The following is a 22,373-nucleotide window of genomic DNA, read 5'->3' as shown; positions in this document are numbered from 1 at the left end:
TGGATAGGTCGACAAAACATGTCCCTTGAAGACGATTTGACTAAACTATTTAAAGCAAAGGCGGCTGGCCCTTTTCTATTTGTTGGATCTGGTTTTTCTAGAAGATACTTGGGCCTCGAGGATTGGTCAGGATTGCTAAGGCGATTTTGCCGCGGCGAGCAACCATTTGAGTTTTATCTTGCGTCGGCCGATGGAGATCTGCCACTCGCTGCCAAATTGATCGCAGAGCAGTTCAATGAGTTTTGGTGGACAGCCGAGGAGTTCAAAGAAAGTGTATCCAAGAATAAATCAAAGATAAAAGGAATAACATCCGCCCTCAGGATCGAAATTTCCAATTACTTATTGAAATTAGATCAAAACACAGCAAAAAAATCCGAATACGAAGCTGAAGTAAAACTACTTTCGTCCCTAAACGTTGACGGCATAATAACTACAAATTGGGATCCATTTCTAGAGCAAGTTTTTCCAGATTATAAAATTTACGTGGGTCAGGAGGAGCTACTTTTTTCTAATCCTCAGGAAATCGGCGAGATATACAAAATTCATGGATGCGCTTCTCGCCCAGAATCTCTCACACTAACATCCGATGACTACCATGATTTCAACAACAAGAATGCCTATCTTGCTGCGAAACTAATCACAATTTTTGTTGAACATCCGGTCGTTTTTATAGGGTATTCGATATCTGATCAGAACATTAGTATGATGCTGCGATCAATTTCATTATGCATAGGAAAAGAAAACGTTGAGAAACTCAGAAGAAATTTGATATTTGTTCAGAGATCAAACGGAACAGAGAAAGACAGCATTTCTGACACGTATATATCTATTGATGGAGTACAAATACCACTTGTCCTTGTAAAAACAAATGATTTCACTCAGATATACCGATCACTAGAATCGACCAAGAGAAAGATACCAGCTAGAGTTCTGAGATATTGCAAAGAGCAGCTTTACGAGCTGGTGAAATCTTCTGAGCCAGAAAAGAAAATTTGTGTAGTAGACATCGATGAAATCGATAGAAAGGAAGATGTCGAATTTCTGGTGGGAGTGGGAGTTGTATCGCAACAGCAAGTTCCGATTTCAGGCATAGGTTATGCCGGCATAGATGCGAGGGATCTGATCTCAGATTTGCTTTTCGAAGATCGAGGGTACGACCCGAAGCAAGTTATCGAACAATCAATAAAGATCGCAGGCCGAAATACGAAAAATGTTCCTGTCTTCAAGTACTTGCATGCTTGTGGCACTAGGACTAGAGGCGAATATTCGAAATCAGGATACAACCTTGACAAATGGGTTAACAGGCCGCCTAAAGATTTCAAACTTGGAATGTACGCAAAATCCTTTTTGTCCAAATACAGAAGCTTTAAATTGGAGGAAATATTAGGAAAACGCACACCTGAGAACGCGGCAATATACATTCCATTTTTGAAAATTGACGAAATTGACCTAGATAAACTGCAGTCATTTCTCATCGAGAATTTTGATAAAACCGACTACTCGAAATCAAATTACGCAAGTTATTTTCGGAAGCTTTGTTCCTTTTACGACAAGCTGAAGTGGGGGTTCTGACAACGGGCTTTGATCCCGCTGAAATTGGGATAGATGTATCAGGTCGGTGGACATTCAGATTCGCTCAATCCACCTTCTTCTCGCCCTTCTCCCCGGCCTTCACGATATCCCCCGTCGTAAACAGGATTTCCTTCAGTTCCACGCGCCAATCCGTCTTCTGGCGCAGCAGGAATTCGAGGTCCATGCCGAAATGCTTGAACTCCTCGCTCTGCGCGTTCTTCATGATCGCCTTGGCCTGCGGGTTCTTCTCGACCGACATGCGCTGTTCGTACCAGCTGATCGCTTCCGCCTCCTCGATCAGCGAGGTGATCATGCGGGCAAAGGTCCGCACTTCCTGCGACAGTTCTTCCGGCGGTTCGTGGTACTGGTCGAAACCCATGTCGTCCTCCCTCAACGGCTCGCGGATGGAGCCAGGCATTGGCCCGCATCCATGAATGCGTGGGACGCGCCGCGGGTTCCGGGATCACGGCCACAATTCGGGATGATGGATCCGCGAACTATCTCACGACACCGGCGCAGCGCCGCCCTCTTCCGTGCGCCGCGCGATGAACGCGTCGAGCACGCCTGACGTGGCGGCCGCCGCGGCCGGCGGCTCGAAATCGGCAAGGGTGCGCTTCCAGATGCCGGTGGCGCGTTCGGTGGCGGTCTTCGAGCCGCTTTGCGTCCAGTTGCCGAAATTCGACCAGTCGGCCACCAGCGGCTCGTAGAAGGCGGTGCGGTAGCGCGCCATGGTGTGGCCGGCCGAGAAGAAGTGGCCGCCCGGCTGCACTTCGGCGATTGCCTCGAAGCCTATTGCGTCGTCGTCGCCGGGGGTCGCCGCACAAAGTTCCGCGACCGTCTGCAGCGCCTCGATGTCGGTGACCAGCTTTTCCAGGGAAACGCTCAAGCCCCCTTCCAGCCAGCCGGCCGCGTGGATGCAGACGGTGGCGCCCGCCAGCACCGAGCCCCACAGCGCGAACTGCGTCTCGTGCGCGGCCTGCGCGTCTGAAATGTTGGCCGCGCTGCCGCCGCCCGAGCGCCAGGGCAGACCGGTGAAGCGCGCCAGCTGGCCTGCGCCCAGCGTGGCTTTGACGTGCTCCGGCGTGCCGAAAGCCGGTGCGCCCGATTTCATGTCGACATTGGAGGAGAAGGAACCATAGACCACCGGCGCGCCCGGCCGCACGATCTGCGCCAGCGTCAGCCCGGCCAGCGCTTCGGCATGCTGCAAGGTCAGCGCACCGGCCACGGTGATCGGCGCCATCGCACCCGCCAGGCAGAACGGCGTGACGATCAGGACCTGGCCCGCCTTGGCGAAATCGATGATGCCTTGCGCCATCGGAATGTCGAGCTGGCGCGGCGAGTTGGTGTTGATGACGGTGTAGCAATGCGCGCCCGAGCGGAACTCGTCCTCGGACAGCCCGCGCGCCAGCCTGATCATCTCGAAACTGTCATCGACCTGCGGCGTGCCACGCGCGAACACGAACGGAAATTTGTCCGACAGAGTCAGCTGCGCCCGGTTGACGGCATAGTGGCGGAAACGATTGTCGATGTCCTGCGGTTCGATGCACGGCCCCAGCATGTGCAAGACGTCGAAATGCTGCACCAGCTTGATCAACTCCTCGAAGGCGACCAGCGTCCCGGGCCGCCGGCCGCGCTCGAGATCGGTGACATTGGGCGCGCCGGAGCCCGCCAGGAATGTCATCGAGCCCAGTTCGAGCGACAGGTCGCGATCGCGCGCTCCGGCATAAGCGTGGATCGATCGCGGCGCCGAGGCTAAGGCTGCCGCCACCATGTCGCGACCGATGCGCACCATATCGGTGTCGGGGTCGACCAGGGCGCCGGCGCGGGCGAGCACCTCGCGCGCCTCGGGCAGCAGCACCTTGATGCCCAATTCTTCCAGCACGCGCAGCGCCGTGCCGTGGATCGACGCCACCTGGTCGTCGGAAAAGATCGGCTGCGGCAGGAATGGGTTCTTCAGCGACCGGTAATTGGGCTTACGGCTTGATTCGCTGCCTGCCTCGCCCATGCGTCCGCGCCGGCGTTCGCGCCTGGTATCCCGTGCAGCGTCATCGACCATCAGAAACTCCTCCTCATTGCCGCATCGCCCTGCCCTGGGGACCGTAGGGCGAAGCCGCGATGACCCGCGCCGTCCGTTCGACGCCGACAATGTGCACGCAAAGCGCCATCCCCTCCCCGGCGAAATCGTCGTCCACCAACGCCAGCGCGACGCTCTTGCCGATCGTGGTAGCCAAATCCACCCGAGGCGCCGACAAAGCCGCCCCCGATAACCACTGCGCGATAGTGCGGCTTCAAGGCCTCCGCTCGGCGGTCAGTTCGAAGCCGGCATCATATCCGTACTAGACATAAGTGTCTATTACGCCAGAGACGCTCCATGGGCGGTCACCAATTCCCGCTCTCCTGGTTTTTATCTGCACATGGAGAGACCGGCGGACCCGTATGGCGCACTGTCACGCAAGCATCATGTTGACGCCTTAGATCGCTTTCGGGGAGGCACGCGCGGCATCATCGATGCGGCACCTCTTTTTCATTTTTCCTTCGGCCGCTCCGGCGTGCTTCGTCATAAAGAGGATTGTCCATGAAACACCTGTACCGAACCGCCTCGCTCGGCGTCGCGCTGGCCTTGTTCACCGCCCTCACCCCGGCGCTTGCCGATGGCGTGGCCTATATCAACAAGGGCCTTGTCGGCGTCGGCCGTATCCCGGCCGACCAGCGCGACAAGTTCGGCGAGACCTTCGGCTCAGGCTCGGGCATGGCGATCGACATTTCGGGCTGGACGCATGATGCCGGCACCTACAAGGGATCGCTCTGGCTACTGCCCGACCGGGGCTACAATGTCGCCGGCACGACCGACTACCGGCCGCGCCTCAACACCATCACCATCGAGTTCACGCCTGTCGCGCCGGGCGCTGCTCCCGCAGCCGGCCAGGAGCAGACGGGCGTCAAGGCGACGCTTGCCGACACCATGCTTCTCACCGACGACAAGGGCGCCGATGCCACCGGCCTCGATCCGCTGTCGGACGTACGCGCCGCGGCCGGCGACATGCCCATGCTGCCCGTCGCCACCAATGGCAAGCTCGCGCTCGACAATGAAGCCATCGTACGGCTGCCGGACGGCTCGATGTTCATCTCCGACGAGTACGGCCCAAACATCTACAGGTTCTCCGCGCAAGGCCGCCTGATGTCGGCGACCCAGCCGCCGGCGGCTCTCGTGCCGATGCGCAAGGGAGCGCCGAACTTCTCCTCCGACAATCCCGGGCCGGGCGCCACCGACCCTGATCCGAAGGATCCCGAAACCGGGCGCCAGAACAACCAGGGCCTCGAAGGCATGGCGATGACGCCGGACGGCAAGTTCCTGATCGCCGTGCTGCAGTCGGCGCCCCGGCAGGATGGCGGCGATTCACCCTCGACACGGCAGAACACGCGGGCGCTGGTCTACGATGCTTCCGACCTCGCCCATCTGAAGCTCGCGCATGAATATGTCGTGCCGCTGCCGGTGTTCAAGGATGCCAAGGGCAAGACCAAAATCGCCGCGCAGAGCGAGATCGTGGCGCTTTCGGACACATCCTTCCTGATGCTGGCGCGCGACAGCGGCAACGGCCAGGGCCTGAAGAAGGGTGACGCTTCGCTCTACCGCCAGATCAACATCGTCGACGTCTCCGGCGCGACCGACATCGCGGGCGGCGCCTTCGATGCGGCCGACAAGCCGGTCGCCCCCAAGGGCGTGCTTGATCCCTCGGTGACGCCGGCCAAGCTGACGCCGTTCATCGACATCAACGACGCCACCGCGCTTGGCCACTTCGGCCTGCACAATGGCGGCGCGAAGGACCACAACGAGCTTTCGGAGAAGTGGGAAGCCATGTCGTTGGCCAGCGTCCTCGATCCGAAGCTGCCCGACGACTATTTCCTGTTCGTCGGCAACGACAATGACTTCCTCGCCCAGGACGGCTTCCAGGTCGGCGCGCCTTACAAGGCCGATGACGGCGCCGATGTCGACACCATGTTCCTGGTCTATCAGGTCACGCTGCCGGGTCCCGGCAAGAAGTAAGGATCACTGCTCAAGCGGGCGCGCCTGGCGCGTCCGCCTGTGCAGGTCGTGAAGGCCTACTTCAGGAATTCCGCGTCCTTCGGCACACCGGCATCGATCGGCTCGGCCGTCCTGCTCGACACGGCGATGATCTTGCCGGCGGCCGACAGGTTGGGCCGCACGAAGACCTGAGCGGGAGGTCGATGACGTCCTGGTTCATAAGCGCACGCAGCCGGACGACGCGTTCTTGCCGATCGAATTCCGTTCCGGCGAGCCTGACCGATCGACGGTCACTGCGCCTCGGCGCAGGGTGCATCTCGGTCCGGCCTGCGGTATCGTCGCGGGCCAGAGTCACATTTGCCAGGTTGGCCGCCATGGACGAAAAAATGCCCGCACGCCGGCGTACCGGCGACCTGACCAGCGGCCCGATCCCGCGCACGCTGCTGCTCTTCGCCTTGCCGGTGCTCGGCTCCAACGTGCTGCAATCGCTGAACGGCTCGGTCAACGCCGTCTGGGTGGGCCGCTTCCTCGGCGAGTCGGCGCTGACCGCGACATCCAACGCCAACCTCGTCCTGTTCCTGATCCTCGGCACGGTGTTCGGCATCGGCATGGCGGCCACAATCCTGGTGGCGCAGTCGGTCGGCGCCCGCGACCTGCCCGAGGCGCGCCGCATCGTCGGCACCAGCGCCACCTTCTTCTTCCTCGTTTCAGTGATGTTCGCGGTCTGCGGCTGGATCTGGGTCGACGCCATCCTGGGCGCGCTCGGCACGCCGGCCGACGCCTTGCCGCTCGCACGCTCCTACCTGCGCATCATCTTCGTCGCCGTGCCGATGATGAACCTTCTGTCCTTCGTCATGACCGTGCTGCGCGGTGCGGGCGATTCACGCACCCCCTTCATCTTCATGGCGCTGGCGGTCGTGCTCGACATCGTGCTCAATCCCCTGCTCATCCGCGGCATCGGCCCGTTTCCTGAACTCGGCATCGCCGGTTCCGCCACCTCGACCCTGATCGGCCAGACCGTGAGCGTCGTCGCCATCCTCGTCGTGCTCTACGTGCGCAAGCATCCGTTGCGGCTGGCCGGCGCCAATCTCGTCCTGCTGCGCCCGGATGCGGCGCTGCTGCGCATCGTCGTCTTCAAGGGCGTGCCGATGGGCCTGCAGATGATCGTCATCTCGGCGGCGGCCCTGACGGTGATGGGCATCGTCAATTCCTACGGTTCGCAGGTCGCCGCCGCCTACGGTATCGCCGCGCAGCTCTGGACCTACATCCAGATGCCGGCGCTCGCCATCGGCGCCGCGGTCTCTTCCATGGCGGCGCAGAATGTCGGCGCCGGTCGCTGGGACCGGATCGGCCGCATCGCCGCCTCCGGCGTCGGTTTCAACCTTGTCCTGACCGGCGCCCTCGTCGCGCTGCTATGGGTCTTCGACCGTTCGATCCTGAGCCTGTTCCTGAGCAGCGACAGCGCGGCGATCGATATCGCCGCCCATATCAACACGGCCGCGTCCTGGTCGTTCATCCTGTTCGGCATCACCATCGTGCTGTTCGCCACGGTGCGCGCCACGGGTGCCGTGATGCCGCCGCTGATCATCCTGGTGATCTCGGTGCTCGTCGTGCGCACCGGCTTTGCCTATTACATGCGTGGCGTGATCGGCGAGGAGGCGCTGTGGTGGAGTTTTCCGGCCGGTTCGATCACGTCTCTGATCCTGGCCGCGATCTACTACCGCTTTGGCGGCTGGCGCAGCTTGCACATGATCGAGAACAGGCCGGCTGCCGGCGAACCGCCCGACACCGGGCTTGGCGTGCCGCGCCAGCGCGCGAACATGGCGCCTGAAACGCCGAACGGCTGATGCCGGCCTGTCTTGCCGGCGTGCCTTGTCGAGGTGCCTTGCCGGGCTGGCGCGGCGGTCTCAGCGCCTCTGTCCGAGCCCGAAGGCGAGCGCCACCAGCGCGAACGCGATGATCATGGCCGCGAAGGCCAGGCTCGCGGCGACAGCACTGGCATAGGTCGACACGACGCCGATGCCGATGACAGGCAAGGCGTTGCCGACAAAGCAGCAGACGAAGAAACTGGACACGACCTCGGCGCGGCGATCTCGCGGCGCGATCTCGTTCACCACTTGCAGGCCGCCGCGATAGCCGAGCGCTGCCGCCACGCCGCAGCAGGCCGTCGCCGCGATCATCAGCGCCATCGAGGCCAGCATCTGCGCCGCCACCACAAGCATGGTGCTTGGGATCATCAAGGCCAGCGCGGCCAGCATCGCCTTGCTGCTCCCCATCCGCGCCAGCGCCACGATGCTGATTGCCGCGACCATCGCCAGTTCGAAGAACAGCGCACCGGCCACGGCGTGGTTGGCCTCATGCAGTTGCTGCGCCAGGATGCTCGGCGCCACCGCCGCATAGAAGCCGACCAGCGCCATCGCGCCAAAGCCGGTCACCGCCGGCGCCACGAAGCGCGAACGGATCTGCGCCGGCACGGAAAGCCGCGGCCGCATGGAGACCTTGCCAAGGCCGCCTGGCTTCATCACCGTTTCGCGCGTGCGCCAGACCATGATCGTCACCACCGCGAGCGTCGCCAGGTAGACAATGAAGACCAGACGCAATGGCCACGGCTCGTATTGGGCCAGCAGCCCCGAAACAAGCGCCCCGAAACCGAGGCCGAGAAAGTTGGTGCTGGTGGCGATGACGCTGGCGCGCGACCTGCCGGCCTCTGGAAGAAGCTCGGCGATCCACGCGGTTCCCGTCCCGGCGCCCACGCCGATGCCAAGTCCGCTCAGGATCCGCGCAACATCGAGCGACGCGACATTGCCGGCAAACAGGAACACAACCGCGCTGATGACGGCGACGATCATGGCTGCAAGCGCCGCCGGCCGGCGCCCGACGACATCCGAAACGCTGCCGAACACCAGCAGGGCGCCGAGATTGCCGACGACATAGACCGCGTAGATCAGCGTCAAGGTGATTTGCGAAAAGCCGAATTGCTGCTTGTAGACGATATAGAGAGGCGTCAGCACCGTGCTGCCGGCAAACAGCACCGCGATCATCGCCGCGACAGTCGGGATCGCGAGGACGTCGCTGCCGGCTTCGTTCTGAGTTTGCGTCAGATCGCGAAAGGCCATGGCCAACCTCGTCACCAGGTTCAGGGGTCGCGACGTTAACGCGTCCTCACCGCCGACGTTCCGGTCGACGGCCATGCTCCTGACACCACGCTGGCGTTGCCCGGCCAGCAAGCCGATGATCGCAAAAAAATGGATCGGGGCCAGCGGCCCCGATCCATCACGGCACCCTTGCCGTACTAGGCGCAATCAGTCCTGTTTGCAGAAAAAACCGGGCCTACTTGCAGGAGAAACCAGGTGCGATCTTGCACTTGCCGGGACGCGGCTTGTGCGGCGGGCGGTGGTGGGGAGGACGGTGATGGGGCCGATGATGCCAGTGCGGCGGCCGATGCGGCGGGCGCACGATGATAACCGGCGGATGCACGACTTGGGTCCGCGAGAGATAGCCGGAACTGGCCCAGCCGCTGACACCGCCGCCATGGATCCTGCACCAGCCCGGCTGACAGCCGGTCACGTCGACCCTGAGACCGGCCGGCAACGTCCCGACCTTCGCGTATCCCGCGCCAGGTCCGGTACGCACGTTGAGGCTCGTCGTCGTGTGGGCGCCGTAGGCGAAGGCCGCGGCGGACGTCCCGAAGACGGCGGCCAGAATGGTCGCTATCGCAAGCAGAAATCGAAATCTCATCAGTCCCTCCATCGAGCGCCGGCCGTTCGACTGCTTCGGCCGGGACTGCGTCGCAAGGGGAGAGGCTGGGCAGGGAAAAGTCAACAAGTTACCAAGGCCAATCACCACGATCACCGATCCGGGTGGAAGTTTCCCCTGATATAGTTGAGGAATTTTGCGTACGCCGTTTATCGGCATGCCAACATCCGCTAACGATTTACTATCTTTCGGCAATTCGTCGCGGACCGAGGTGGTGATCATGGGCAAGGGCAGGGTCGAGGCATTCACCGACGGCGTGGTGGCGATCATCATCACCATCATGGTGCTGGACTTGAAGGTACCGGAAGGCGAGGATTTTTCGGCGCTGCTGCCGCAGTGGCCGGTCTTCCTGTGCTACGTGCTTTCGTTCATCAATGTCGGCATCTACTGGAACAATCTGCACAACATGTTCCATACCGTGCAGCGTGTCGACGGCCGCGTGCTGTGGGCGAACCTGCATCTGCTGTTCTGGTTGTCCCTGATGCCGGTGACGACCGCCTTCATGGGCGAGAACCATTTCGCCGCGGTTCCGGTCGCGGTCTATGGTTTTGACCTTGTAATGTGTGCGACCGCCTACAGCATCCTGGTCATTGCGCTGCATCGGCTGCATGGGCCGGACACCGCATTCGCCAAGGCAATCGGCCGCGATCGCAAGGGAAGGATTTCGCTCGCCGTCTACATAGCGGCCGTTGGGCTGACCTTCCTCGACCGGTGGATCGGCGTGGCGCTCTATGTCGCCGTCGCCCTGATCTGGCTGGTGCCGGACACGCGCTTTGCGCGGGTGATCGAAAAATAGCCATCTGCCTGACGCAATCCGGCAGGGCAAACCGCTTCACACGTTTCGTGGAATTGCCTAACCGCGCATCGCCTTCAGCTTTTCCGCCACGGAAGCGGCCAGATCGGCATAGCGCTCTTCCAGCCGCTCCGCCGCCTTGATGATCGAGAAATCATGGCCGAACTTTTCCAGCGCCATGCGCAGTTTCTCGACGAACTCGGCCTGTTGCTCGAGCGCCGAAAACAGAGTCTTCACCTGGGCTTCGCTGATATCGGGGTTGGCCAGCATCTGCGGCACCTCGCGCCCCATCCGGTCGCCGGTGGCGGTCTGTTCCTTCAGAATTGCAACCCAATCCGTCAATCGGAAATCTCCTTTTTGGCGTCGTAGCATGCGCAGCCCCGACCGGGCCGGTCAACCCGACAAGCCCGACGGAGGCTTGCGCAGGCCCGTTCCGGCGCTAAGTTCGGCGCCATCAAAAAAGGAAACCATCGCCGATGATCGCCGACACCGAGATCCAGACCGCCCTGCCAGCGCTTGCCCCTGGCAACACCGCCGTCATTACCGGCGCCGCCAGCGGCATCGGCCTTGCCGCGGCCAAACGGCTGGCGCTGATGGGCATGAAGATCGTGCTGGCCGACATTGGCGGGCCGCGCCTCGACGATGCCGCGCGGGCCGTCTCCGCGATTGCCGGTGACGACGCCGTGCTTGCCGTCGCATCGGACGTTTCGAAGGCCGATGAGGTCGACCGTCTCGCCGACCGGGCATTCGGCGCCTTCGGCGAGGTCTCGCTGCTGATGAACAATGCCGGCGTCGGCGACAACCCCGGAAAGCCCTGGGAAAACCGCGATGGCTGGAAGCGGCTGCTCGACATCAATTTCTGGGGCGTCGTGCACGGCGTCGAAGCTTTCGCGCCACGCATGCTGGCGTCGGCCAAGCCGGGCCTGATCGTCAACACCGGCTCCAAACAAGGCATCACCACACCGCCCGGCAACCTCGCCTACAACGTTTCCAAGGCAGGCGTGAAGACCTTTACCGAGGGCTTGGCGCATGCGCTGCGCAATGAGCCCGGCGCCCGCCTGTCGGCGCATCTGCTCATCCCCGGCTTCACCTATACCGGCCTGACCGAGGGCGCGACCGAAAAGCCGGCTGGAGCGTGGACGGGCGAACAGGTGATCGATTTCATGCTGGAATCGCTGGTCGAGCGCGACTTCTATATCCTGTGTCCCGACAATGAGGCGGCGCGACCCATGGACGAAAAGCGCATGGCCTGGGCGATCGGCGACATCATCGAAAACCGCCCTGCCTTGTCGCGTTGGCACCCCGATCACAAGGATGCATTCGCGGCGTTCATGAAGCGATGAGCATGTCCCGAACATTGGCTGCGGTGCGGATCACATAACTCGAACACCGGCGGAACACTCGGGATTGACCGCGGGTTCAGCCGCCGGCGCTTCGTGCCACCTCTTTTTTCGGTTTGCGTTTTGCCGCCACGACTTTCTTTGCGGCCATGGTCGCGACTTTGTCGTCATGCCGCTTCGCCGCGACCTCGCATTTGGCGCGGATCTCCTGGACCTCGGCTTCAGTCAGGTGCTCGATGCCGATGAAGGTGTTTTTGGCCTCGCTCACCCGTATCAATTCGTCGAGCTTGGCCTGGATCGCGGCGCCGTCCCGATTCTGGGTGTTTTGGATGAGAAACACCATCAGGAAGGTGATGATCGTGGTTCCGGTGTTGATCACCAACTGCCAGGTGTCGGAAAAATTGAAGAACGGCCCGCTCACCGCCCAGACGATAACGATCAGGCAACACACCGCAAACGTCAGCGGCAGTCCGGTGAGATGGGCGATCTGGTTGGCGAATTTGGTGAAAAGCTTCTCGATCATGAGGTCCCTCAAAACAGCGCCGCGTCATGCGGTCCGCCGGAAGAAACAACCAGCAGCCATTTCGGGTTCCCGCCGGTAAAAAATACGACCCACGCAATCGAATGCACGCAAAGCGCGCATCTGGAACAAAACACACCTTATCGGTTTAAGGTCATTGTAGCCGTGCAGGCAAAGAGCCTGTTCCTTCCGCTTCACAGCGGTTTACCTCCAGCCCCTTCCGCTGCGCCACCCCCGCATGGCGGAAGGGGTTTCATTCCGTCAGACGGCGTCGTTTTCCCAGCGGTCGAGGAAAGCCTCGATCGGCATTGCCTGCATGTCGGGAACCGCCCTGGCGAGTTTCTCGACGGGCCAGTCCCACCAGGCGAGAGCTTCGATGCGTGCCGCTATTTCAGGGGCAAAGCGCTGCTTGAGCGGCTTCGCCGGCACGCCGGCAACGATCGCGTAGGACGGTACGTCCCGCGTCACCACCGCATTGGCGCCGACGACGGCGCCATTGCCAATGGCGATCCCGGGCAAGATGACCGCGCCATGGCCGATCCACACATCATGGCCGATGGTCACGGCCTTCGACCGCCGCCGCTCACGGAACGCGGCATCGACGCCCAGCCAGCGGAAATACTCGTTCGGCCGATAGCTGACCTTGTGCTGGGTCAGCCGCTCGATCGGATGCTCCAGCGCATTGATGCGGCTGTTGGCGGCGATCGAGCAGAATTTGCCGATCGTCGTGTAGATCGCCTCGGCATGGCGTTCGAAATAGGAGAAATCGCCGACGATGACCTCGCGCAGCACGACGCGTTCGCCGATCGCGGCGTAGCGGCCAAGCTTGCAGCCCTTCATCTCAGCGGTTGGATGAATGCGCGGCTCGGGATCTTTCGCAACGAGATCTTCAGAACGGTCCATGCCGGCGGCTTTACGTCAGAGCGATTGGTCCCGCAAGCGGCGCGAATCGTCAGTCGGAACGGACAGGGTAGAGTTCGACCCGCCTATTTCGGCTTGCCGTTACTCCACACCACATTCTGGCCATAGAGCGGCACCGTCGTAACCGACATCTTGGCCGAGCCGTTCTGGACTTGGCGTGAATGCGACAGATAGATCAGGGTCTCGTTGGCCTTGTCGTAGATGCGGTTCACCACCTGCTTCTTCCAGATCAGGCTGATGCCTTGCTTGAAAACCTCCTCGCCGCCTTCGCTCGTATCAATATTCCCGATGGTGATCGGACCGGTCTGACGGCAGGAGATCGAGGAATCGCTGGGATCCTCGAACCAGTTGCCCTTGTGCAAGCGGTCGATGACACTGCGATCGAAATAGGAAACGTGGCAGGTCACGCCCTCCACTTTCGGATCCTTGATCGCCTCGACGATGATGTCGTTGCCGATCCAGTCGACGCCGACCTTGCCAACTTCCTCGGCAATGGCGCTACCGGCGGCAAGCACGACACACGCGGCCAAGGCACCGCCGATCAGTTTTCGCCCAATCAAGCCTCGTCCGATAAATTCTGGCCCAGTCAATCCCGGCAAAGAATCCTCCTGCGGTTCGGGTTGCCGGGGTCTCAGGTGGGGCCAAGGCTGACACATTGCAAGCCGGAAGGTCGGATCAAACCGCAGGCATCCGCCATAGCCGGTTGCGTCAACGCGGCATCTTTGCGTGTACCCCGTCGAACCGCTAAGACTGTGGCCGACAACGGGTGCATGGTTCTGGCCGGCGCACCGTGACATTACGGACGGACTTTTTTGATGATGCGTTCTATCCTGGTCGGCATTCTCGTTCTGATGGCGGCCGGCATCGGCTGGCTGACTTTCGACTGGTATCGCGGTCACTATGGCGGCGAACCGTTCGGCGCGCCCTTTACCCTGGTCGACCAGAAAGGCGCACCGATCACCGAAGCCGCTTTCCGGGGCCAGCCCAGCGTCGTCTTTTTCGGCTTCACCCACTGCCCCGAAGTTTGCCCGACCACGCTGTTCGAACTCTCCGGCTGGCTGAAGACGCTCGGCGACGACGGCAAGAACCTGCATGCCTATTTCGTCTCGGTCGATCCGGAGCGCGATACGCCGCCGGTGATGAACGCCTATGTCAGCAATTTCTCCGACCGCATCACCGGCATTACCGGCGATCCGGACAAGGTCCATGCCATGGCCAAGGCGTTCGGCATCTATTGGAAGAAGGTCGATACCGGCGACGGCGACTACACCATGGACCACACCGCCTCGGTCCTGCTGCTCAACGCCAAGGGCGACTTCGCGGGCACGATCGCCTATGGCGAGAATGCCAGCACCGCCGTGGAGAAGCTGAAGCGCCTCGCCGCGAAGGGCTGACAAGAATTCACATGACCCAGACGCGGCTCCATTTCACCACCGGAAAGATCGAGGCCGAGCGCATCTTCGCGGCGCTCGAAACGGCCTTCGAGGATGAGGGCCTGCCGATCGCCGTGCTGGAGGTCGATGAAGAGGCCGACATCCACGAGGTCTCGCTCTACGCCGATGGCGACGTCGAAGCGGTCGAGGCGCGGCTGAAGGATGTTCTCGCCGGCCTCGCTTTGTCGAGACCGGTCCAGCGCGAAGCGCTGCCCGACGTCGACTGGGTGGCACGGTCCCTGGAAGGGTTGAAGCCGGTGCGCGCCGGCCGTTTCTTCGTCCACGGCGCGCATGACAGCAGGAAGCGCCACAGCGGCGAACTCGCCATCGAGATCGAGGCGGGCCTTGCCTTCGGCACCGGCCATCATGGCACCACTGCGGGCTGCCTCGAAATGCTGGAGAAAGTCGTGCGGCGCGAGCACCCGCGCAACGCGCTCGACCTCGGTACCGGCAGTGCGGTGCTGGCGATCGCCGTCGCCAAGCTGGCACATATTCCGGTGCTGGCCACCGACATCGATCCGGTCGCGGTCAAGGTCGCCGCCGCCAATGCGCGTCTGAATCACGTCAAAGGCCTGATCGAGACGGTGACCGCGCCTGGCTTTCACCACCCGATCTTTGCCAGGCGCGCGCCCTTCGACCTCATCGTCGCCAACATATTGGCGCGGCCGCTGATGCGGCTGGCACCGCAAATGGCAGGGCATGTCACGCTTGGCGGCTCGATCGTGCTGTCAGGCATTCTCGACCGCCAGCGCGACGCTGTGATCTCGGCCTATGTCGGCCAGAATTTCCGCCACGTCAGTACTTTGCACCGCGAAGGCTGGGTGACGATCCATCTCAAGCACTGAGGCCGGCAAGGCGGTTGCCGGCCCTCAACGGTCCCGGTTGCTGGACTTCGATGCGTGTCGGCAAGAGAATGCCGCCGCCGCCCCTTTATCCATGGCTGGACCAGCCTCATTTGGTTGTCACCCGGCGGACGCTGTAGCAATTTGCACCAGCCGGAAAATCGATTCCGCTTTCCAGGCCCATAGGTTACGGTCGAGCGGATACCAAGGAGGCCCATCATGTTCCAGAGCTTCGATTCCGCGGGCGATCCGGCGGTCGGCAAGCCGCGCGTGGCGCTGCTGCGCCAGTGGCTGACCGCGAACGGCCTCGACGGCTTCATCGTTCCGCGCGCCGACGAGCACCAGGGCGAATACGTCGCCGATCGGTCGGCACGGCTGAAATGGCTGACCGGCTTCAGCGGCTCGGCCGGCGTCGCCATCGTGCTGCGCGACCGCGCCTTCGTCTTTGTCGACGGTCGCTACACGCTGCAGGTGCGCAATGAGGTCGATCTCGGCATCTTTTCGATCGAAAGTCTGGTCGACAATCCGCCCGCCGTCTGGCTCAAGGACAACATCGGCAAGGGGGCGCGGCTGGGCTTCGATCCCTGGCTGCACACGATCGGCGAGGTCAAGGCGCTGCAGGCCTCCGCCGACAAGACCGGCGCGGTGCTGGTGCCGCTCGACCGGAACCCGATCGATATCATCTGGAAGGATCAGCCCGCCGCACCCGTGACCCCGGTCGAGTTGCACCCGATCGGCTTTGCCGGCGAACTCGCCAAGGACAAGCTGGCGCGGCTGGCGACGGCGATCGGCAAGGACGGCGCCACCCATGCGGTGCTGACCGACCCATCGTCCATCGCCTGGGCCTTCAACATCCGTGGCGGTGACGTGCCGCACACGCCGCTGGCGCTCGGCTTCGCCATACTCGCCGCCGACGGGTCGCACCAGCTTTTCATGGATCGGCGCAAGTTCTCGCGCCAGGTGGCGGCCTACCTCACCCAGCTCGCCGATCCGCATGAGCCCGGCGAATTCGAAGCGGCGATCGCCGCACTTGCGAAAAGCGGCGCGAAAATCGCGCTCGATCCGGTGCTGGCCGCCGACCGGCTGCGCATGCTGATCGAGGACAATGGCGGCACGGTGATTGCCGCGCCCGACCCTGCCCGCATTCCGCGCGCCACCAAGAACCAGGCCGAGATCAACGGCTCGCGCGCCGCGCATCGCCGCGACGGCGCGGCGGTGGCCAAGCTGTTGTGCTGGCTGGAGCGCCAGAAACCCGGCTCACTCGACGAAATCGCGGTTGTCACCAGGCTCGAAGAAACCCGCCGGCAGACCGGCGAGGAAACGCAGATGCCGCTGCGCGACGTCTCTTTCGACACCATTTCGGGCGCCGGCCCGAACGGCGCCATCATGCATTACCGCGTCTCGCGCGCCACCACCCGCAAGCTCCAGGCCGGTGAGCTGTTCCTGCTCGATTCCGGTGCGCAATACCAGGACGGCACGACAGACATCACCCGCACCGTGCCGATCGGCCAGCCGACCGAAGAGATGCGCGAGCGCTTCACGCTGGTGCTGAAAGGCATGATCGGCATTTCCACGCTGCGCTTCCCCGCCGGCACGCGCGGATCGGAGATCGACGCCGTCGCCCGCATGGCGCTGTGGAGGCATGGCTGCGACTTCGCCCATGGCACCGGCCACGGTGTCGGCTCATACCTGGCCGTCCATGAGGGTCCGCAGCGCATCGCCCGCACCGGCACCGAAAAGCTGCTCGAAGGCATGATGCTGTCGAACGAGCCCGGCTACTACAAGGAAGGCGCCTACGGCATCCGCATCGAGAACCTCATCCTGGTGACGCCGGCCGAACAGATCGAGGGCGGCGACATCGCTATGCACGGTTTCGAGACGCTGACGCTGGCCCCGATCGACGTCAGGCTGGTGCGATCGGATCTGCTGACGCGCGACGAATTGCACTGGCTCGACGCCTACCACGCCCGCGTGCTGGCCGAGATCGGTCCGATGCTCGACGGCGAAACGCTGGCCTGGCTGGAAAAGGCGACGGCGCCGCTGCCGCACGACGCGAAGATTTGATTTTCTGAAGCGCTGAAGGGCGTGTCGAGGTTCAGGCCAGGCCGGTTCGAAAACGGTTGATACGGAGAACCGGATTGGAGCACCGAAGCGCAGCTATCAGCCGTCTGCGGGCCGGAATCACCTGGATATCGATACGCCCTACCCGACGAACTGCCGCGCTACAATCAACACCGCCGCGCCCGCCAGAAACATCGCCATCAGCCCGCCACGCAGCGCCACCAGCGCGGAGACGACCAGCGCTGCCCACTCCGCCGGGCCCGCGCCGAGCGCCGCCGGCGCCACCAGCGTCGTCAGCACCGCCGCAGGCACGGCGTTGAGCCCGGCCTCGACGCGCGGATGAATGTGGTCGAAGCGCGAGATGACCAGATGCCCGCCGATACGGGTGAGATAGGTGGCGATGGCGCCGGCGATGATGATCCAGAAGGTCGTGCTCATGGCCTTGTCTCCACACCGCTGTGATGCGGCGGCAGGACGACGGCGAGCAACACACCGGCGATGGCGCCGATCGAAACGTGCCAGGGCGAACCCACTGTCTTGTAGGCGATGATCGAGGCGCAGGCACTGGCGACGACCACCGGCAGCCACAGCGGCCGCTTGCGGAAGCCCATCACGAGGCCAAGGAAATAGATCGGCAGCAGGAAATCGATGCCCAGGGCATGGGGATCGGGAATGAGCTTTCCAAACAGCGCGCCGAGCGCGCTTTCGATGGTCCAGAATACATAGACCGGCAGCCCAAGTCCCAGATACCAGGCAAAGCCGACGGTCTGGCCCGACTGGGCCCTGGCCTCGGCGACGGCGAATTGCGGATCGGTGAGGATGAAGAAACCGAGCGCCTGCTGCACCCCGGACCAGTGCGCGATGCGCCGGCCAATGCCGGCGGAATAGAGCACGTGGCGGAAATTGACGGCGAAGATCGACAGCACGATCAGCCACGGCGCGACATGCTGGCCGAACAGTTCTATGCCGACCATCTGGCTGGCGCCGCCGAAGATCAGCGCGCTCATCAGGAAGGCTTCGAAAACGGAAAAGCCGTTGTCGACGGCGATCGCGCCGAACAGCAGCCCGAACGGCGCCGCCGCCACCACGACCGGCATGGAGAGCCGTACGCCTTGCCAGAAATCGCTTTTCGCGCCGTTCTCGGAAATTGCTTGCGCCGACATGTCTCTCCCCGATCAGAGGGCTGATGTAGGAAGCACTGCCCGGCTTGTCACACGAATTCGCTTGAGCCAAACGATCAGCGGAAATGATCCCTGTTAGGATTCACGCGATATCCTATTGTCGCCCGGCAGGCATTTGGCAGAAATACACGAGGGGGATTCTAATGATTGCTTATGATTTCACCGGCAGGCACGCAGTCGTCACCGGGGCCGGTGGCGGCATGGGCGAGGCGATCACGCTGGCGCTGCTCGATGCCGGCGCGTCGGTCACCGCCATCGACGTCAAGCCACGCCCGACAGCGCTCGCCGCCTATGACGACCGGCTGACCTTCGCCCAGGGCGACCTCACCGACGCCGGCTTTGTTGAACGGACCATCGGCGCTGCGGGCCGCGAACGCGGCGGTATCGACTATCTCGCCAATGTCGCAGGCGTGCTCTGGTTCGGCCGCGACAAGTCGGCCCTCGAGATGGACCTCGACGTCTGGGACCAGGTCTTCAACATCAACCTGAAATCCTTCGTGCACACGGCGCGCGCGGTTGTTCCGCAAATGCGCGCCGGCGGGCGTGGCGGCGCCATGGTGCATTTCTCGACCATCCAGTGGTATCGCGGCGATCCGAAGCCACAGGATGCCTACCAGGCGTCGAAGGCCGGCGTCTGCGCGCTGTCGAAGTCGCTGGCCATGCAGTTGGCCGGCGAGCGCATCCGCTCCAACGCCATCTGCCCGGGCATGGCGCTGACGCCGCTGCAGGCGCGCTGGGACACCGAGGAGAAGCGCGCCGCCGTTGCCGACTACACACCGCTCGGCCGCATCGGCACGCCGCAGGACATGGCCAATGCGGCGCTCTTCCTGCTTTCCGACGCGGCAAGCTACATCACCGGAATAGAGTTGGCCGTCGATGGGGGTCTCCTGATGCGGATGTAGCCCGCCCTGTCCAACGGATCGGAAAACTAACCGGTCACCTTGCCCTGGATCGCCCTGCCCCAGTCGAGCAGCGGCTTGGCGCGCAATGTAAAATCGACAAGCTCGTCGACCAGCGCCGGCGCGTGAATTTCGGCCGGATCGATGACACGCTGGACGACGAAATGCCGGTTGCGCACGGCCTCCGCGAGATCGGCGTCCGCGATCTGCTCAAAACCGCGCGGCGCCCGCTTCATGCGGCCTTCGGTTTCGAATTCAAGGCCGTTTTTCTTCAACGTTGAAAGCAGCTTGCGGAATTCGCCGGGCCGATCGGTGATCGCCCTGCGCATCGCCAGCAAGAGCGGCGGCTCAGGGTTCCACCAGGCCACGTCGGCAAAGCAGCGCTCGAGCCCGATATGCACGTAGAAGACGCCCAGGCCTGTCTTGCTGCCGTCTGGTGACAGAATGGCCGAAACATGCCTGTTATAGGGACGTTTGTCCTTGGCAAAGCGGACGTCGCGATTGATGCGGAACAGCGATTTCTTGCGGTCGCCGCGCAGACCAAGCCCCGCCGTTGCGAACCGCTCCGTAAGGACCTCGACCAGATCGCCGATCGGCCCATGCAGATCGCTGTCGAAAAGCGCGCGGTTCTCCGCAAACCATTCGCGGCTCTGGTGGAAATCCAGCGCCTTGAAGAACGGAATGGCTTTCGGACCAAACCCTTTGAACGTCCCGTCCGTCACGACTTGCCGACCCGCTGCAGCCAGGTGTCCTCGTCTATGACCTCGACGCCGAGTTCGCTGGCAAGCTTGAGCTTTGAGCCCGCACCCGGTCCCGCCACCAAAAGATCGGTCTTGGCCGAAACCGAACCGGCCACCTTGGCGCCGAGACGTTCGGCCATCGCCTTGGCTTCGGAACGGGTCATCTTTTCCAGCGAACCGGTAAAGACAATCGTCTTGCCGGCGACTTCGCTGTCGGCCGAGACGGTGACGATATAGGGCTTCGGCTTGACCTGTTGCAGCAACTTCTCGAGCACCTCGTCATTGCGCTCGTTGCCGAAGAAATCGCGCAGCGCATCGATCACCGTATCGCCAATGCCGTTGATCGACGGGAAGACCGAATGCGGATCCTTCGCCGCCGCCGTCTCCTTGCCGACGCGGATAAGCTCCTCGATGGTCGAGAATGTTCGCGCAAGCACGGCGGCCGTTGTCTCGCCTATATGGCGGATGCCGAGCGCGAAGATGAAGCGGTCGAGCTCCGGCTCGCGGCGCGAATCGATGGCCGCGAACAATTTGTCGAGGCCTTCGTAATTGCGGTCCTCGACGCTGCGCACATTCTTGCGGGTCTTGCCGGATGCGGCCTCCCGTTGCCTGGCCTGCTCCTCGCGGCGCTCGGCCAGCGCCTTGGTCACGGCGGGGCGGCGCTCCCTGAGCGTGAAGATGTCGGCGGCTGTCTTGATCAAACCCGCATTGAAAAACGTGTCGATGTTCTCCGCGCCCAGGCCTTCGATATCCAGGGCGCCGCGCGACACGAAGTGGCGCAGCCCTTCCACGGCTTGCGCCGGGCAGATCAGTTCGCCCGTGCAGCGGCGGCGCGAATCCTCCTTGCCGGTCTTCTCGTTGATCTCGCGCGTCGCCGGCGAGCCGCAGATCGGGCAAGAGTGCGGGAATTCGTACGGCACGGCATCGGGCGGACGCTTGTCGATGACGACGCTGACGATCTGCGGGATGACGTCCCCTGCCCGCTGGATCACCACCGTGTCGCCGATGCGCACGTCGATGCCGTCGCGGATCGGCTGGCCGGTGCTGTCCAGGCCCTTGATATAATCTTCATTGTGCAGCGTGACGTTCTCCACCACCACGCCGCCGACCGTCACCGGCGCAAGCCGCGCGACCGGCGCCAGCGTGCCGGTTCGGCCGACCTGGATGTCGATCCTCTGCACGGTCGTCATCGCCTGTTCGGCCGGGAATTTGTGCGCGACGGCCCAGCGTGGCTCACCGGTGACGAAACCCCAGCGGCGCTGCAGCTCCAGCTGGTCGACCTTGTAGACGACCCCGTCTATGTCATAGCCGAGCGACGAGCGTTGCTCCTCGATCAGGTGATAATGCGCGACCAGTTCCTCGACCGATTTCGCCCGCACCATCAGCGGACTGATCTTGAAGCCCCAATCGGCGAATTTCTGCACCGCTTCGTACTGCGTTGGTGCCGGATCCGCCGTCGTGTAACCCCACGCGTAGGCAAAGAATTTGAGGTTGCGGCTGGCGGTGACGGATGGATCCTTCTGGCGCAGCGACCCGGCCGCCGTGTTGCGCGGATTGACGTAATCCTGGCCCCCCACAGCCGCCGAGCGCGCCTTGAGCGCCTCGAATTCGGCATAGGTCATATAGACCTCGCCGCGGATCTCGATGGTCTCGGGCCAGCCTGACCCCTTCAGCTTGGCGGGAATGTCGGCGATGGTCCTGAGGTTGGCGGTGATGTCCTCGCCGACAGCGCCGTCGCCGCGCGTCGCGCCCTGCACGAACACGCCCTTTTCGTAACGCAGCGAAGCCGACAGCCCGTCGATCTTCGGTTCGGCGGTGAAGGCAATTTCGAGGTCCTTGTCGCGGTCGAAGAAGCGCCGGCCGCGCTCGATGAAATCGGTGACGTCGGCGTCGGTATAGGCCTTGGCGAGACTGAGCATCGGCACGGCATGGCGCACCTTGGTGAAGCCTTCCGCCGGGGCGGCACCCACCCTGAGCGAGGGCGAATCCCCGCGCACCAGCCCGGGAAAGCGCTCCTCGATGGCAAGATTGCGCCGCCGCAGCGCGTCATACTCGGCGTCCGTGATCGTGGGCGCGTCCTCGGCATGGTAGCGCCGGTCATGACCGGCGATCTCCTCGGCAAGGCGCTGGAGTTCGGCTTCAGCCTCGCTTTCGCTGAGCGAATCGACAGGTTTTTCGGCCATGCTTTTTGTCCCTAAACGGTGGCGCGCCACAATAGAGCATGATCTTGAAAGGTGGGAACCGGTTTTCGGAAAAGATCATTCCTGAACAGCAGGATGGAGCCATATCCT

General features: G+C 62.6%; 21 protein-coding genes and 1 pseudogene. 9 read left to right on the top strand and 13 right to left on the bottom strand.

Annotation, left to right across the window (positions count from 1 at the left end; all coding sequences use genetic code 11):
- The first annotated feature begins 18 nt into the window (after window positions 1-18).
- Window positions 19-1,572: an SIR2 family protein gene (locus tag FJ943_RS25925; RefSeq protein WP_140726154.1), complete on the top strand. Its 1,554-nt coding sequence runs from the start codon at window positions 19-21 to the stop codon at window positions 1,570-1,572.
- Window positions 1,573-1,636: 64 nt separating this feature from the next.
- Here FJ943_RS25925 and FJ943_RS25920 read toward each other — a convergent pair whose 3' ends face one another.
- The 3 genes and pseudogenes from FJ943_RS25920 to FJ943_RS25910 all read right to left on the bottom strand — a co-directional run.
- Window positions 1,637-1,951, bottom strand: a complete 315-nt coding sequence (locus FJ943_RS25920) for a hypothetical protein (protein ID WP_140661187.1) — start codon at window positions 1,949-1,951, stop codon at window positions 1,637-1,639.
- A gap of 123 nt (window positions 1,952-2,074) precedes the next feature.
- The gene (locus tag FJ943_RS25915) at window positions 2,075-3,628 is read right to left on the bottom strand and encodes a trimethylamine methyltransferase family protein (protein ID WP_140726151.1); all 1,554 of its coding nucleotides are present in this window, start codon (window positions 3,626-3,628) and stop codon (window positions 2,075-2,077) included.
- Between the two features lie 13 nt (window positions 3,629-3,641).
- Window positions 3,642-3,813, bottom strand: a pseudogene (locus FJ943_RS25910) (glycine cleavage T C-terminal barrel domain-containing protein); the annotation flags it as partial.
- A gap of 334 nt (window positions 3,814-4,147) precedes the next feature.
- Here FJ943_RS25910 and FJ943_RS25905 point away from each other — a divergent pair.
- Together FJ943_RS25905 and FJ943_RS25895 are read left to right on the top strand one after the other, a co-directional pair.
- A complete protein-coding gene (locus FJ943_RS25905) occupies window positions 4,148-5,617 on the top strand; it encodes an esterase-like activity of phytase family protein (protein ID WP_140726148.1) in 1,470 nt (489 codons plus the stop codon).
- 365 nt (window positions 5,618-5,982) lie between these two features.
- A complete protein-coding gene (locus FJ943_RS25895) occupies window positions 5,983-7,443 on the top strand; it encodes an MATE family efflux transporter (RefSeq protein ID WP_246671939.1) in 1,461 nt (486 codons plus the stop codon).
- 60 nt (window positions 7,444-7,503) lie between these two features.
- Here FJ943_RS25895 and FJ943_RS25890 read toward each other — a convergent pair whose 3' ends face one another.
- On the bottom strand, window positions 7,504-8,712 hold the full coding sequence (locus tag FJ943_RS25890) for an MFS transporter (protein ID WP_140615665.1): 1,209 nt from the start codon (window positions 8,710-8,712) through the stop codon (window positions 7,504-7,506).
- Window positions 8,713-8,926: 214 nt separating this feature from the next.
- Window positions 8,927-9,334 carry an SH3 domain-containing protein gene (locus FJ943_RS25885; protein ID WP_140615663.1) on the bottom strand — a complete coding sequence of 136 codons (408 nt, stop codon included), beginning with the start codon at window positions 9,332-9,334 and terminating at the stop codon, window positions 8,927-8,929.
- Between the two features lie 238 nt (window positions 9,335-9,572).
- Here FJ943_RS25885 and FJ943_RS25880 point away from each other — a divergent pair, with 238 nt between their 5' ends.
- On the top strand, window positions 9,573-10,148 hold the full coding sequence (locus tag FJ943_RS25880; protein WP_140615661.1) for a TMEM175 family protein: 576 nt from the start codon (window positions 9,573-9,575) through the stop codon (window positions 10,146-10,148).
- A gap of 57 nt (window positions 10,149-10,205) precedes the next feature.
- Here the strand turns inward: FJ943_RS25880 and FJ943_RS25875 are convergent, their stop codons facing one another.
- A complete protein-coding gene (locus FJ943_RS25875) occupies window positions 10,206-10,487 on the bottom strand; it encodes a hypothetical protein (RefSeq protein ID WP_140660926.1) in 282 nt (93 codons plus the stop codon).
- A gap of 134 nt (window positions 10,488-10,621) precedes the next feature.
- Here FJ943_RS25875 and FJ943_RS25870 point away from each other — a divergent pair, with 134 nt between their 5' ends.
- Window positions 10,622-11,488: an SDR family NAD(P)-dependent oxidoreductase gene (locus FJ943_RS25870; RefSeq protein ID WP_140726142.1), complete on the top strand. Its 867-nt coding sequence runs from the start codon at window positions 10,622-10,624 to the stop codon at window positions 11,486-11,488.
- Between the two features lie 76 nt (window positions 11,489-11,564).
- Here the strand turns inward: FJ943_RS25870 and FJ943_RS25865 are convergent, their stop codons facing one another.
- From FJ943_RS25865 to FJ943_RS25855, 3 genes are all read right to left on the bottom strand, one after another.
- Window positions 11,565-12,008 carry a low affinity iron permease family protein gene (locus FJ943_RS25865; protein ID WP_181166289.1) on the bottom strand — a complete coding sequence of 148 codons (444 nt, stop codon included), beginning with the start codon at window positions 12,006-12,008 and terminating at the stop codon, window positions 11,565-11,567.
- Window positions 12,009-12,266: 258 nt separating this feature from the next.
- Window positions 12,267-12,908: a DapH/DapD/GlmU-related protein gene (locus FJ943_RS25860; protein WP_140726139.1), complete on the bottom strand. Its 642-nt coding sequence runs from the start codon at window positions 12,906-12,908 to the stop codon at window positions 12,267-12,269.
- A gap of 83 nt (window positions 12,909-12,991) precedes the next feature.
- A complete protein-coding gene (locus FJ943_RS25855) occupies window positions 12,992-13,483 on the bottom strand; it encodes a CreA family protein (RefSeq protein WP_181174639.1) in 492 nt (163 codons plus the stop codon).
- Between the two features lie 258 nt (window positions 13,484-13,741).
- On the opposite strand from FJ943_RS25855, the gene FJ943_RS25850 reads away from it, so the two are divergent.
- The 3 genes from FJ943_RS25850 (at window position 13,742) to FJ943_RS25840 (ending at window position 17,265) form a co-directional block, all read left to right on the top strand.
- Complete coding sequence (locus FJ943_RS25850) at window positions 13,742-14,320, top strand: SCO family protein (RefSeq protein WP_015317227.1); 579 nt, start codon at window positions 13,742-13,744, stop codon at window positions 14,318-14,320.
- Window positions 14,321-14,331: 11 nt separating this feature from the next.
- Window positions 14,332-15,204 carry a 50S ribosomal protein L11 methyltransferase gene (locus FJ943_RS25845; protein ID WP_140726137.1) on the top strand — a complete coding sequence of 291 codons (873 nt, stop codon included), beginning with the start codon at window positions 14,332-14,334 and terminating at the stop codon, window positions 15,202-15,204.
- Between the two features lie 216 nt (window positions 15,205-15,420).
- On the top strand, window positions 15,421-17,265 hold the full coding sequence (locus tag FJ943_RS25840; RefSeq protein WP_140726135.1) for an aminopeptidase P family protein: 1,845 nt from the start codon (window positions 15,421-15,423) through the stop codon (window positions 17,263-17,265).
- A 138-nt stretch (window positions 17,266-17,403) separates the two neighbouring features.
- Here FJ943_RS25840 and FJ943_RS25835 read toward each other — a convergent pair whose 3' ends face one another.
- Together FJ943_RS25835 and FJ943_RS25830 are read right to left on the bottom strand one after the other, a co-directional pair.
- Complete coding sequence (locus FJ943_RS25835) at window positions 17,404-17,700, bottom strand: AzlD family protein (RefSeq protein WP_023769676.1); 297 nt, start codon at window positions 17,698-17,700, stop codon at window positions 17,404-17,406.
- A complete protein-coding gene (locus FJ943_RS25830) occupies window positions 17,697-18,425 on the bottom strand; it encodes an AzlC family ABC transporter permease (RefSeq protein ID WP_140726132.1) in 729 nt (242 codons plus the stop codon). The genes FJ943_RS25835 and FJ943_RS25830 overlap by 4 nt, the downstream gene beginning before the upstream one ends.
- Window positions 18,426-18,586: 161 nt before the next feature.
- On the opposite strand from FJ943_RS25830, the gene FJ943_RS25825 reads away from it, so the two are divergent.
- The gene (locus FJ943_RS25825; protein ID WP_140615645.1) at window positions 18,587-19,345 is read left to right on the top strand and encodes an SDR family oxidoreductase; all 759 of its coding nucleotides are present in this window, start codon (window positions 18,587-18,589) and stop codon (window positions 19,343-19,345) included.
- 26 nt (window positions 19,346-19,371) lie between these two features.
- Here FJ943_RS25825 and FJ943_RS25820 read toward each other — a convergent pair whose 3' ends face one another.
- Entirely contained in the window at window positions 19,372-20,064 is a 693-nt protein-coding gene (locus FJ943_RS25820; protein ID WP_140726129.1) for a TIGR02453 family protein, read from the bottom strand.
- Window positions 20,061-22,265: an NAD-dependent DNA ligase LigA gene (ligA, locus tag FJ943_RS25815; protein WP_140726127.1), complete on the bottom strand. Its 2,205-nt coding sequence runs from the start codon at window positions 22,263-22,265 to the stop codon at window positions 20,061-20,063. Before ligA ends, FJ943_RS25820 begins: the two co-directional genes overlap by 4 nt.
- Window positions 22,266-22,373 lie beyond the last annotated feature (108 nt).

It is taken from the genome of Mesorhizobium sp. B2-3-10 (assembly GCF_006442275.1).
Taxonomy (GTDB): domain Bacteria; phylum Pseudomonadota; class Alphaproteobacteria; order Rhizobiales; family Rhizobiaceae; genus Mesorhizobium; species Mesorhizobium australicum.
This window is presented reverse-complemented; position numbering and strand designations above follow the sequence as displayed.